This is a genomic window from Amycolatopsis sp. NPDC104587, from assembly GCF_055583645.1.
The window spans coordinates 363,941-376,164 of record NZ_JBVJNO010000001.1; the positions used below are offsets into that span (position 1 = coordinate 363,941).

The window sequence follows — 12,224 nt, forward strand, 5'->3', positions numbered from 1 at the left end:
GCCCCCTGCTGAGTTCAAGGATCAGTAAACGCAGGGATGGTAACCGGGCGGTCGCTCAGCGCTCCTCGGGTGCCAGCCGCCAGAAGGCCGAGACCGGGCCGACCTTGGCGCCCATCGGGTAGGCGTGCTCGACGGCGTGGGAGACGAACCACTTGCCGTAGCGCGCCGCCTCGACCACCGACATCCCCTTGGCCAGGCCCGCCGTGAGCGCCGACGCCATCGTGTCGCCCGCGCCGTGCGTGTGCGGCGTCGCGTAGCGCTGCCCCGGCAGCTCCACGAACGTCGAGCCGTCGAAGAGGAGGTCGACGCACTCGGGGTCGGCCTGCAGGTGGCCGCTCTTCACGAGGACGTAGCGCGGGCCCATCCGCTGCAGCACCACCGCCGCGGTGTGCATGCCCTCGCGGTCCTTCACCGTCATCCCGGTCAGCAGGCGGACCTCGTCGAGGTTCGGGGTGAGCACCGTCGCGCGCGGCAGCAGCTCGTCGCGCAGGGCGTGCAGGCCGGCGTCGTCGAACAGCGGGTGGCCGTGCATCGACGCCGCCACCGGGTCGACGACGAACGGGATCTTCTCGTCGCGGCCGATCCCCGCCTTGTCACACGCGGCCGCGACGGCCTCGATGATCTCGGCCGACGCCAGCATGCCCGTCTTCGCCGCGTTGACACCCATGTCCGCCGCGACGGCCTCGATCTGCCCGGCCACGATGTGCGGCGGCAGGTCGGACCGGTCGTGCACGCCGAGCGTGTTCTGCACCGTGACGGCGGTGACCGCGACCAGGCCGTGGACCCCGCAGGTCAGGAACGTGCGCAGGTCGGCTTGCAGACCGGCGGCGCCGCCGGAGTCCGAACCGGCGATCGTCAACGCGGTGCGAGGGGTCATGGTGGTTTCCCGACTTCTGGTCTAGGCCAATCGGCCGCTTTTCCTTCATGAGCAGTCAACCACGGTGAGACATTGTGAACGTTACTCACGTTCGAAGGAGCCTGGATGAAGCTCTTCTCGGTGGCAGTCCTCACGGCGGCGCTCGTGCTCTCCGGGGCGACCGCGGCCCAAGCGGACAGCCCGAAGCTCTCCCACGTCACGACGGTCGGCGTGCACAACACGTACGACCCCGCGGCCTACGACTACCTGGCGCGGGCGCTCGACGCCGGGTCGTCGCTGATCGAGCTCGACGTCTGGCCGGACTTCTTCACCCACGAGTGGAAGGTCAGCCACTCGAACCCGTTGGGGAACAGCAACAACTGCGTCGCTGCCACCTCGGCGGCGCAGCTGTACAGCGGCGGGAAGAACAAGAACCTCGAGTACTGCCTCGACGACATCCGGATCTGGCTGGCCGCCCACCCGGGGCACACGCCGATCACGCTCAAGCTCGAGATGAAGACCGGCTTCTCGGACAACACCGGCATGGGCCCGGACGAGCTGGACGCGACGTTCCGCTCGCACCTCGGCAGCGTCGCGTTCCGGCCGAGTGAGCTGCTCGGCGGGTACAGCACCCTCGACGAAGCCTCGAAGGCGGACAACTGGCCGTCCGTGGACGCCTTGCGGGGCCGGGTGATCACCGAGATCATCCCGGGCACCGTCGAGGAGGGGAACCCGACCGACACGCTGCACACCGACGTCGAGTACGCGCGCTACCTCGTCGGGCTCAAGAACGCCGGGAAGCTCGGCGACGCGAACATCTTCCCGACCGTGCACGGCGCGGCCGGCGGTGACCCGCGGGACAAGTACACCGCCGACCTCAAGCCGTGGTTCGTCGTGTTCGACGGCGACGCGAACGCGTGGGTGACGCAGACCGGGCCGTGGTGGTACGACGCCAACCACTACTACGTCGTGATGACCGACGGGCAGAACGTCGCGCCGGCCATCGACGCCCACAACCCGACGGTCGACCAGGCCAACCAGCGCGTCGCCGACCTGGCGAAGCAGCACGCGTCGGTGATCACCTCGGACTGGACCGGGCTCACCACGGTCCTCCCGCAGGTGCTCGCCCGGGGCTAGACGGTCAGCACGAGCTTCCCGGTCACCCGGCCGGACTCACCCAGCTCGTGCGCCTTCGCGGCGTCCTCCAGCGGGAAGGTCTGCTCGACGCGGACCTTCAGCTGACCGGCCTCGACCAGCTCGACGAGGCCGGTCAGCCCACCGCGGTCCGGCTCCACGAGGATCCGTTCCGTGCGGACTTTCCTTTCCGCGGCGGCCTTTTCGACGCGATCCGCGACACCGCTGGGCACGCCGATCAGCAGGCCGCCCTCCTTGATCGCGGGGAGCCACCGCAGGTCGCTCTCTTCGCCGACGAGTCCGAAGTAGACGTCCACATCGGACGTCGTCGCGGTCCGGTCGTGGTAGTCGATCGGCTCGTCGACGCCGAGCTCGCGCAGGAACTCGTGCTTGCCCGCGCTGGCCGTGCCGATGACGTGCGCGCCGCGCGCCTTGGCGAGCTGCACGGCGAGGTGGCCGACCCCGCCCGCGGCGGCGTCGACGAACACCCGCTGTCCACTCCGGACGTTCCCGACGTCGACGAGCCCTTGCCACGCGGTCAGTCCGGCCAGCGGCAGCGCGGCGGCCTCGGCGAACGAGAGCCCGGCCGGCTTGCGGACGAAGTGGCGTGATGGCGCGGTGACGTACTCCGCGTAGGCGTTGCCCGGGCGCGGGAACCACGGCATGCCGAGGACTTCGTCGCCTTCGCGGACGCCGGTGGCGCCGAAGCCGGCTTCCTCGACCACGCCGGCGACGTCCCAGCCGACGGTGAAGGGCGGCTGGCCGAGGAACCCGCCGCCCGCGCGGACCTTCCAGTCGACCGGGTTGATCCCGGCCGCGTGCACCCGCACCAGGACCTCCGTGGGCCCGGGTTCCGGCCGCGGTGCTTCGACGACGTGGAGCACCTCCGGCCCGCCGAGGGTCTCCTGGGTCACGATGCGCATGCTTGTCTCCTTCGTGCTGAGGGGGTCGCCTCCTATACTCGGACGGGTAGGCACTTTTCGCTAGAAGGCACTTATCCGTAAAGTAGGTACTCGATGGAAACCACCTGTGACCAGGACGGACCCTGGGACGTTTACCTCCGCAGCTGCCCGTGCCGGGACGTGCTGGACCTGCTGGCCAACAAGTGGACGGCGCTGGTGCTCGGCGCGCTGGCCCGCGGGCCGCACCGGTTCGGCGAGCTGCGCCGGGCCGTCGACGGCATCAGCCAGAAGATGCTGACCCAGAACCTGCGCCAGCTGGAGCGCGACGGCTTCCTGACGCGCACGGTGTACCCGACGACCCCGCCGACGGTGGAGTACGCGCTCACGGACATGGGTGCCGAGGTCGGGGCGCACCTGGTGGCGCTGAGCGCGTGGTCGCAGGCCAACTTCGGCCGCATCCGCGCGGCGCGCGAAACCTACGACGGCCGGGAGCTGCTGCCCGTCCGCTGATGGCCGGCGGGGTTTCGCCGCGCGTTCACCTCACCGTCGTCGCCGCTCCCTAACCTCCGGATAACTCATCCGAACCAATTATCTGGAGGGCTCATGCGGAGACTGTTCTGCCTGGTCACGGCGTTGGTGGCGGCCGCCGGGCTGACCACCGGCGTCGCTTCGGCGGTGGCGAAAACGCCCAAAGTGCTCGTGATCGGGCTCGACGGCACGCGGTTCGACAAGCTCCTCGCGGCGGACACGCCGAACGTGCACGCGCTAGTCCAGCGCGGGTACTCGGCGCGCAGCTCGCTGTACGGCAGCGGGATGGCGCCGACGCTCAGCGGGCCCGGCTGGTCGTCGATCCTCACCGGCGTCTGGCCCGACAAGCACCTGGTGAAGGACAACGCGTTCACCGGCAACAACCTCGCGGCCTACCCGAGCTGGCTCGCGCGGGCGGAGACGGCGAACCCGGCGCTCGACACGTACGCGGCGGTCGACTGGAAGCCGATCGGCGACAAGATCCTGCGCACGGGCCAGGACCGCAAGTACGTCCTCGACGGGGACAGCGCCGGCTACGAGAACACCGACCCGCAGATCGCGGCCGACGCGGAGAAGCACCTCAAGCAGGACAAGGCCGACGCGTCGTTCGTCTACTTCGGAGAGACGGACGAGGCGGGCCACGCCCGCGGCGCCGACTCGGCGGAGTACGCGGCGACTTTGCGTTCGGACGATGCCTACATCGGACGGTTGCTGGCGGCGATCAACGCGCGTGCTTCGGCTGCGTCGGAGGACTGGCTGGTCATGCTGACGACGGACCACGGTCACACCGGCCCGGGCGGCCACGGCGGGGACAGTCCCGAGGAGCGCATGACGTTCGTGATCGCGGCCGGCGGTGCGGTGCCGTCCGGCACTCCGGCGGTGGCGCCGAAGATCGTCGACATCGCGCCGACGGCGTTGCGGCACTTGGGTCTTGCGTCTTCTTCGGACGGTTACGCGCTGGGCTCGCTTCCCGTGGATCCCTTCGATTCCGCGGTCTTGAAGTCGCGTGTGGACGAAACGGGCGTGCCCGCCTCGGTGCCGGGCTGGACGCACGACGCGCCTTCCGGGTGGAGCGTGCGGAACGCGTCGGGCATGCCCGCGGGGGTCACGGAGTGGCAGGGCTGGGCGTTCACGACCGACGACTTCTGGACGCGCACCGCGCCGGGCCAGGAGCGTGAGGCGAACGTGCGGTCTCGCGGCGTCTTCGCGGTGGCGGACCCGGACGAGTGGGACGACAAGGGTTCGCCGTCGTCCCAGGGGACGTTCGACTCTTCGCTGGTGTCGCCGTCTTTGCCGGTGTCGGGTAAGTCCACCGTGGATGTGGGGTTCGTGTCGCACTACCGCCAGGACGGAACCCAGCGCGGCGCCCTGACGGTGTCCTTCGACGGCGGTGCGGAGAAGACGCTGCTGGCCTACGGCCCGGAGTCGTCGTCGGCCAACCGGGGTGGAGACGTGTTGTCCCAGCCGGCGGCAACCTCGGTGGCGGTCCCGGCGGGCGCCCGGACGGCCCACTTCACGTGGCGCCTGTATGCGGCAGGCAACAACTGGTACTGGGCGGTCGACGCCCCGCGCCTGACGACCCGCTGACCCCGTCGTGAGTGTTTAGGGCGGTTAGAACCGCCCTAAACACTCACGACGAGTGCGGTAGGTCCCACCAGTGCGGTTGCTCGGTGTCGGGAGTGTCGGGGAGCGGGAAGTAGAAGGGCACGCCGAGCCGGTCCGCGACCGCCTGACCCTTCTCCCGCGCTTCGTCCCGCACCGACCGGGTGCGGTCGAGGTGCGGCACGAACCGGCCGAGACAGGCCAGTTCGAAGTCCGGGTCCTTGACGACCGCGCACAGCTCGGTGTGCCACCCCCGGGAATCGCCGTCCCAGGTTATCTCGATGGCGAGCGGGGTCAGGCCCCGCGCCGAGACCTCGGCGAGCATGCCGTCCACGGTGTACTCCGGCGGCGGTTTCAGCAGGCCGCGCTCGTGCAGGAGAGCGGTGCGGAAACTCGCCAGTCCCTTGCCTTCGTTGATGCCCGGCAACGGGTCGAGGCCCGACCTCTCCCGGAGGGCAAGGATCGCGTGCACGAAGTGGCCGTCGGCGAGCAGGCCGTCGATTTCGGCGCGCAGCTCCTCGGACAGGGCCGCCCACAGCTCGTCGGGTTCTCTCACCCGCTCAGTCTGGCAGCACCCAGAACGGCGACACCGGTCCGACCCCCGCACCGAGCGGGTAGGCCTCCGCCACGCAGCGCTCGATGAACTTCTTCCCCGCCGCCACCGCGTCCGGCACCGACGCGCCCTTCGCCAGGCCCGAAGTGATCGCCGACGCCAGTGTGTCGCCGCCGCCGTGAGTGTTCTCCGTCGCATACCGGGGGCCGCTCAAAGAGATGAACGAACTGCCGTCCGACAGCAGGTCCACGCACTCCGCCGAACCCGTCATGTGGCCGCCCTTGACGAGGACCCAGCGGGAACCGAACTCCAGCAACGCCTCCGCCGCCGCGCGCTGAGACATCGTGTCCACAACGGACACTCCCGTCAGCAGGCGGACCTCGTCCAGGTTCGGGGTGATCAGGACCGCCCGCGGGAACAGCTCCGTGCGGATCGCCTCGAGCGCGTCCTCGCGCAGCAACGAATGCCCGGTCATCGACGCCGCCACCGGGTCGACCACCAGCGGGATCTCACCGCCGACCTCGTCGAGGGTCTTGGCCACCGCGCGGATGATCTCCGCCGTGGCCAGCATGCCCGTCTTCGCCGCGCCGACGCCCATGTCGGACGCCACCGCCTTGATCTGCGCGGCCACGACGTCGGCCGGGACCTCGGTGAAACCCTGCACGCCCAGCGAGTTCTGGACCGTGACCGCGGTCAGCGCGACCAGGCCGTGGACGCCGTGCGCGAAGAACGTGCGCAGGTCCGCCTGGATGCCCGCACCACCGCCGGAGTCCGAGCCGGCGATGGTGAGGGCGGTGGGCGGTGTCACGGCTGCACCACGGGCAGGTAGACCTGGCCACCGGACTCGGTGAACTCCGCCGACTTCGACGCCATCCCGGCCTCGATCGCCTCTACAGTGGACAGACCGTGCTCCTCGGCGTACTTGCGGACGTCCTGCGTGATCCGCATCGAGCAGAACTTCGGGCCGCACATCGAGCAGAAGTGCGCCGTCTTGGCCGGCTCGGCGGGCAGCGTCTCGTCGTGGAACGCGCGCGCGGTGTCAGGGTCGAGCGAGAGGTTGAACTGGTCGTTCCAGCGGAACTCGAAGCGGGCCTTGGACAGCTCGTCGTCCCACTCCTGCGCGTACTGGTGCCCCTTGGCCAGGTCGGCGGCGTGCGCGGCGATCTTGTACGTGATCACGCCGGTCTTGACGTCGTCGCGGTTCGGCAGGCCGAGGTGCTCCTTCGGCGTGACGTAACACAGCATCGCCGTGCCGTACCAGCCGATCTGGGCCGCGCCGATGGCGGAGGTGATGTGGTCGTACGCCGGAGCGATGTCCGTCGCGAGTGGACCGAGAGTGTAGAACGGAGCTTCGCCGCAGAGCTTCTCCTCCAGCTCGACGTTCTCCTTGATCTTGTGCATCGGCACGTGGCCGGGCCCCTCGATCATCACCTGGACGTCGTGCGAGCGCGCGAGGTGCGTCAGCTCGCCGAGGGTTTCCAGCTCGGCGAACTGCGCGCGGTCGTTGGCGTCGGCGATCGACCCCGGACGCAAGCCGTCGCCCAGGGAGAACGTGACGTCGTACTGCCGCAGGAGCTCGCAGAGCTCCTCGAAGTGCGTGTACAAAAAGGACTCCTGGTGGTGCGCGAGGCACCACGCGGCCATGATCGAGCCGCCGCGGCTGACGATCCCGGTGACGCGCCGCGCGGTCAGCGGGATGTAGCGCAGCAGCACGCCGGCGTGCACCGTGACGTAGTCCACACCCTGCTCGCACTGCTCGACGATCGTGTCGCGGTAGACCTCCCACGACAGCTTTTCCGGCTCGCCGTCGACCTTTTCGAGCGCCTGGTAGATCGGCACGGTGCCGACCGGGACCGGCGAGTTGCGGATGATCCACTCGCGCGTCTCGTGGATCCGCTTGCCGGTGGAGAGGTCCATGATCGTGTCGGCGCCCCAGCGGGTCGCCCACACCATCTTGTCGACCTCCTCCTCGACCGACGACCAGACGGCCGAGTTGCCCATGTTTGCGTTGATCTTCACCAGGAAGTTCTTGCCGATGATCATCGGCTCGGACTCGGGGTGGCGGCGGTTGACCGGGATCACCGCGCGGCCGCGCGCGACCTCGTCGCGCACGAACTCCGGCGAAACCCTTTCGCGGGCGGCGATGTACTCCATCTCCCGCGTGACCACGCCCTGTTTGGCCCACCCGAGCTGAGTGTTGTGCTCACGGCCGTCGGACCACCCGGCGCGCAGCCGGTGCAGTCCACTGTGGACGTCGATCGTGGCTTCCGGATCCGTGTAGGGGCCGGAAGTGTCGTAGACGTCGAAGTGTTCGCCGTTCGAGAGGTCGATGCGGCGGGCCGGGACACGAAGCCCGGATTCGGTCTGGTGGTACACCTTGTGCGAGCCCGTGATCGGGCCGGTCGTGACATTCAGGGCAGCATTGTTTTCGAGCGTCGTCAACGACTTTCACTCCCTACGCCGGCATTACCCGGTCAGGTTCATGCGGTCGGTGACGCCGGGAGAACCCCAGCCACCCTCTCAGCCCGCCATGGCGCGAGCTCCCGCGTTGGTGTTGTGCCACCGACCATGCCACGCCGGGGCGCGATACTCAAGTCACCCGGCCAACTCGGCCGGAGTGGCGTAGACGTCGACCATGGCTCCGTTGCGCAGCACGGTGATCGGCAGTGCGGTGCCGATCACTTCCGCGAACAGCTGCCGCTGGATGCCCTGCGCGTCCGAGACGCGGGTGCGCCCGACGGTCAGCACGAGGTCGCCGGCGCGCAGCCCGGCCAGCGCGGCGGGCCCGCCCGTGACGACTTCGCGCACCCGCAGCCCGGCGGTCTGGCCGGTGCGCTCGGCGATGTCGTCCGGCAGCGGCGCGGGCACTCCGACGACGCCGAGGTACGCCCGCCGCACCCGGCCTTCGACCACGAGCGTGTCGATGATCCGGCGGGTGGTCGTGTTGATCGGCACGGCGAGCCCGAGCCCGACGCCGGCGACGGCGGTGTTGATCCCGACGACCCGGCCGGCGGAGTCGGCGAGCGCGCCACCGGAGTTGCCCGGGTTGAGCGCGGCGTCGGTCTGGATGACGTCTTCGATCACGCGCCCGGCGCGGCCGTGGCGCACCGGGAGGGCCCGGCCGAGCGCGCTCACGACCCCGGCGGTGACCGTGCCGGAGAAGCCGAGCGGGCTGCCGATGGCCACCACGAGCTGCCCGACGACGAGCTGGTCGGCGTCCCCGAGCTCGGCGGCCGACGGCGTCTCGCCGCGCGCCCGCAGCACGGCGAGATCGGACAGCGGATCGGCGCCGACGACGTCGAACGGCACTTCGCTGCCGTCGGCGAAGGTCGCGATGCCTTTTTGGCCGCTGTCGACGACGTGGGCGTTGGTGAGCAGGTGGCCGTCCTCGGCGAAGACGACGGCCGAGCCGCTGCCGCGCGCGAGCTGCACCCCGGCGACGTGCGGGGTGACGGTCCGGGCGACCGTGCTCACCGCGCGCGAGTAGGCGTCCATCGCCTCAGTCATGGAGTACCTCGATTACACCGTTGCAGGTACTACAAGTCTGCGCTCGAAACCGGCCGGTGGGAGTTCGCTGTCCGTGAACCGCCGACCGGACCAGTGACGGTCAGTGGTTCACCGGATCGGACCATGCGCCCGTGAAGGATCGGCGAGACACTTCCAGGCGCTTCTGTAACGGTGCAGAAGCGACTTTCTGTGGGGTTGATATGCGCAAACTCATGTTCGGCGCCCTCGCCGGGCTGCTGGTCACCGGGCTGGTCCCGGGGATCGCGGCGGCCCAGGGAGAGGCTCCCGGCGCCCCGGGCGCCCATCCGAGCTGGCTGCCCGCGAACAAGACCGGCTTCGGCACCGCCCACAACCGGTCGAGCAACGTCTGGTTCACGCTCCAGGGCGGGCAGCTGTCCGAGGTCTACTACCCGGACCTGTCGACGCCCAGCGTCCGGTCGATGAACTTCGTCGTCACGGACGGCCGCAGCTTCGCCGACCTCGACTACGCGGAGAAGTCGCAGCAGGTCCGCCGGACCGACGACGACAGCCTGACCTACGAGCAGACCATCACCGACGACCAGCACCGCTGGCGGCTGCGCAAGACCTACGTCACCGACCCGGCCGCCACGACCGTGCTGGTGGACGTCGACTTCCAGTCGCTCACCGGGCGGCCGTACCAGCTCTACGCGGTCGCCGACCCGGACCTGACCAACGACGGCTCCGACGACTCGGCCGCGCGTAAGGGCGACGCCGTCACCGCGTCCGACGCCACGAACGCCGCCGCACTCACCGCGAAACCCGCCTTCGTGCAGACCAGCGTCGGTTACGCGGGCAACTCCGACGGCACCGCGCAGCTCATGACGACCTTCAAGCTGAAGACGTACGACACGGCCGCGAAGGGCAACGTCGTGCTGACCGGGCAGACGAGCGCCGACGGCGTCCGGAACCGGCACGTCACCCTCGCGCTCGGCATGGGCGCGAAGGCGTCCGACGCGCTCGGCAGCGCGCAAGCGTCGCAGCGACGCGGCGTCCGCGACATCACGCGCGCCTACGACCGCGGCTGGGAGCAGTACCTGCGTGGCGTCAGCAAACCGCCGTCGTCGCTGAAGACCGATAGCGAGCGTGACCTCTACAAGGCGTCGATGCTGACGCTCGCCGCGAGCGAGGACAAGCACCACCCGGGCGCTTTCATCGCGTCGCCGAGCATGCCGTGGCGCTTCGGCAACAACGACCCCGAGTGGTCGCCGTCCGGCACCTACCACCTGGTCTGGCCGCGGGACCTCTACCAGATCGCGACCGGGCTCGCCGCCGGCGGCGACACCGCGGCCGCGAACCGCGCGGTGACCTACATGTTCGGCACGCAGCAGCAGGCCGACGGGCACATGCCGCAGAACAGCCGGGTCGACGGCGTGCCGTACTGGACGTCGGTCCAGCTCGACGAAACCGCTTTCCCGATCGTGCTGGCCCAGCAGCTCGGACGCGCCGACGTCTGGCCCGGCGTGCGCAAGGCGGCCGAGTTCCTGTTGTCCTACAAAGGACCCAACGGTCAGGCGTCACCGTGGACTCAGCAGGAGCGCTGGGAGGAACAGGACGGGTGGTCGCCGTCGACGATCGCGTCGGTGATCGCCGGGCTCGTCTGCGCGGCGGACCTCGCCACGCACAACGGCGCTTCGGCCGACGCCGCCCGCTACCTCGCCGCGGCCGACAAGTTCAAGGCCGACCTGCCGAAGCAGACGATCACCACGAACGGGCCGCTGTCGAAGGACCCGTACTTCGTCCGGTTGACCAAGGACGCCGACGCGAACGCTCCGACCACGTACAACCTCGGCAACTCGAGCGTCACGATGGACCAGCGGGCGGTCACCGACGCCGGGTTCCTCGACCTCGTCCGGCTGGGCATCTACCGCGCCGACGACCCGGTGATCCGCAACAGCGTCCGCGTCACCGACAAGGAGATCGCGTTCACCACGCCGACCGGGCAGTTCTGGCACCGGTACACGAAGGACGGTTACGGCGAGCAGGCCGACGGCTCACCGTGGGACTACACGTTCCCGGCGGAGAGCCGCACGACGTTCGGCCGGCTCTGGCCGCTGCTGGCGGGGGAGCGCGGGGAGTACGAGCTGACGCTCGGCGACCCGGCGTCGGCCGCGCGGCGGCTGCGTGACCTCGGCCGGGTGAGCAGCTCGGCGGAGACCATGCCGGAGCAGGTGTGGGACGAGAACCCGCCGTCCGGTCAGACCGGCTTCCCGGTGGGCACGCCGAACGCGTCGGCGACCCCGCTGGCCTGGACGCACGCGCAGTACGTCCGGCTGGCGTGGGACGTCAAGGCGGGCTCGACCCTGGAGACGCCTCGCGTCGTCCGCTGCCACTTCCTCGGCTGCTGAGTCCCGAGCGCCCCAATGTGGCCTTCGGTGCGTCAGACGCACCGAAGGCCGCCTTGGGTGCGTCAGACGCAACCAAGGCCACATTGGGGCGCTCGGGGTAGGCCGGTCAGATGACGGCGCCGTCGTCTTCCGGGGTGCGCGGCGGCAGCCACGACAGGCCCGGGACGCCCCACTTGTTGGACTTCAGCATCTTCTTCGCCGCGCGCGCGTGCCGGCCGACCAGGCGGTCCAGGTAGATGAACCCGTCCAGGTGGTCGGTCTCGTGCTGCAGGCAGCGGGCGAAGTAGCCGGTGCCCTCGACCTCGATCGGGTTGCCCTCGATGTCGGCCCCGGTCACCTTCGCCCACTTCGCGCGGCCCGTCGGGTACGACTCCCCGGGCGCCGAGAGACAGCCCTCCCAGTCGTCGTCCGGGTCCGGCATGGTCTCCGGGATCTCCGAGGTCTCGAGCTTCGGGTTGACGACGACGCCCTTGTGCCGCACGCCCTCGTCGTCCGGGCAGTCGTAGACGAACACCCGCAGGTCGAGGCCGATCTGGTTGGCCGCGAGGCCGACGCCCTCGGCGGCGTACATCGTCTCGAACATGTCGTCGACGAGCGTGCTCAGCTTCTCGTCGAACTCGGTGATCTCCCGGGTCGGCTGGTGCAGCACGGGTTCGCCGGCGATCACGATGGGGTGGATGGTCACGACCACGCAGTTTAGTCGGACCCTTCTGGTAGACCTGCACCAGACCGTGACGCGCCGACGCGGATGCCCACGTCGGCGGCCGCTTCCGTGG

Annotated in this window: 11 protein-coding genes and 1 riboswitch; of the genes, 4 read left to right on the forward strand and 7 right to left on the reverse strand. The window is 69.9% G+C overall.

What is annotated here, in order from left to right; all coding sequences use genetic code 11:
- Positions 1-55 precede the first annotated feature (55 nt).
- Positions 56-877, reverse strand: a complete 822-nt coding sequence (thiD, locus tag ACZ61C_RS01765) for a bifunctional hydroxymethylpyrimidine kinase/phosphomethylpyrimidine kinase (RefSeq protein ID WP_465301729.1) — start codon at positions 875-877, stop codon at positions 56-58.
- 105 nt (positions 878-982) lie between these two features.
- Between thiD (ACZ61C_RS01765) and ACZ61C_RS01770 the strand changes: the two genes are divergently transcribed.
- A complete protein-coding gene (locus ACZ61C_RS01770; protein WP_465301731.1) occupies positions 983-1,993 on the forward strand; it encodes a phosphatidylinositol-specific phospholipase C domain-containing protein in 1,011 nt (336 codons plus the stop codon).
- On the opposite strand, the gene ACZ61C_RS01775 is transcribed toward ACZ61C_RS01770, so the two are convergent.
- Positions 1,990-2,913 (reverse strand): NADP-dependent oxidoreductase, encoded by a 924-nt coding sequence (locus tag ACZ61C_RS01775; RefSeq protein WP_465301733.1) that lies wholly within the window; start codon positions 2,911-2,913, stop codon positions 1,990-1,992. The genes ACZ61C_RS01770 and ACZ61C_RS01775 overlap by 4 nt on opposite strands.
- Positions 2,914-3,006: 93 nt before the next feature.
- On the opposite strand from ACZ61C_RS01775, the gene ACZ61C_RS01780 reads away from it, so the two are divergent.
- Both ACZ61C_RS01780 and ACZ61C_RS01785 read left to right on the forward strand, forming a co-directional pair.
- Positions 3,007-3,402 carry a winged helix-turn-helix transcriptional regulator gene (locus ACZ61C_RS01780; RefSeq protein WP_465301735.1) on the forward strand — a complete coding sequence of 132 codons (396 nt, stop codon included), beginning with the start codon at positions 3,007-3,009 and terminating at the stop codon, positions 3,400-3,402.
- 93 nt (positions 3,403-3,495) lie between these two features.
- Positions 3,496-5,007 (forward strand): alkaline phosphatase family protein, encoded by a 1,512-nt coding sequence (locus tag ACZ61C_RS01785; protein WP_465301737.1) that lies wholly within the window; start codon positions 3,496-3,498, stop codon positions 5,005-5,007.
- Between the two features lie 43 nt (positions 5,008-5,050).
- Here ACZ61C_RS01785 and ACZ61C_RS01790 read toward each other — a convergent pair whose 3' ends face one another.
- The 4 genes from ACZ61C_RS01790 to ACZ61C_RS01805 form a co-directional block, all read right to left on the reverse strand.
- Entirely contained in the window at positions 5,051-5,578 is a 528-nt protein-coding gene (locus tag ACZ61C_RS01790) for a hypothetical protein (protein ID WP_465301739.1), read from the reverse strand.
- A gap of 4 nt (positions 5,579-5,582) precedes the next feature.
- Positions 5,583-6,383, reverse strand: coding sequence for a bifunctional hydroxymethylpyrimidine kinase/phosphomethylpyrimidine kinase (gene thiD / locus ACZ61C_RS01795; protein WP_465301741.1), 801 nt, complete (start codon positions 6,381-6,383; stop codon positions 5,583-5,585).
- Entirely contained in the window at positions 6,380-8,017 is a 1,638-nt protein-coding gene (gene thiC, locus ACZ61C_RS01800) for a phosphomethylpyrimidine synthase ThiC (protein ID WP_465301743.1), read from the reverse strand. The genes thiD (ACZ61C_RS01795) and thiC overlap by 4 nt, the downstream gene beginning before the upstream one ends.
- Positions 8,011-8,132: riboswitch (TPP riboswitch) on the reverse strand. It overlaps the preceding gene by 7 nt.
- A 38-nt stretch (positions 8,133-8,170) precedes the next feature.
- Positions 8,171-9,082, reverse strand: coding sequence for a S1C family serine protease (locus tag ACZ61C_RS01805; protein ID WP_465301745.1), 912 nt, complete (start codon positions 9,080-9,082; stop codon positions 8,171-8,173).
- Positions 9,083-9,282: 200 nt separating this feature from the next.
- On the opposite strand from ACZ61C_RS01805, the gene ACZ61C_RS01810 reads away from it, so the two are divergent.
- Positions 9,283-11,448, forward strand: a complete 2,166-nt coding sequence (locus ACZ61C_RS01810) for a glycoside hydrolase family 15 protein (RefSeq protein ID WP_465301747.1) — start codon at positions 9,283-9,285, stop codon at positions 11,446-11,448.
- A gap of 106 nt (positions 11,449-11,554) precedes the next feature.
- Here ACZ61C_RS01810 and ACZ61C_RS01815 read toward each other — a convergent pair whose 3' ends face one another.
- Positions 11,555-12,133: a peptide deformylase gene (locus tag ACZ61C_RS01815; protein WP_465301749.1), complete on the reverse strand. Its 579-nt coding sequence runs from the start codon at positions 12,131-12,133 to the stop codon at positions 11,555-11,557.
- Positions 12,134-12,224 lie beyond the last annotated feature (91 nt).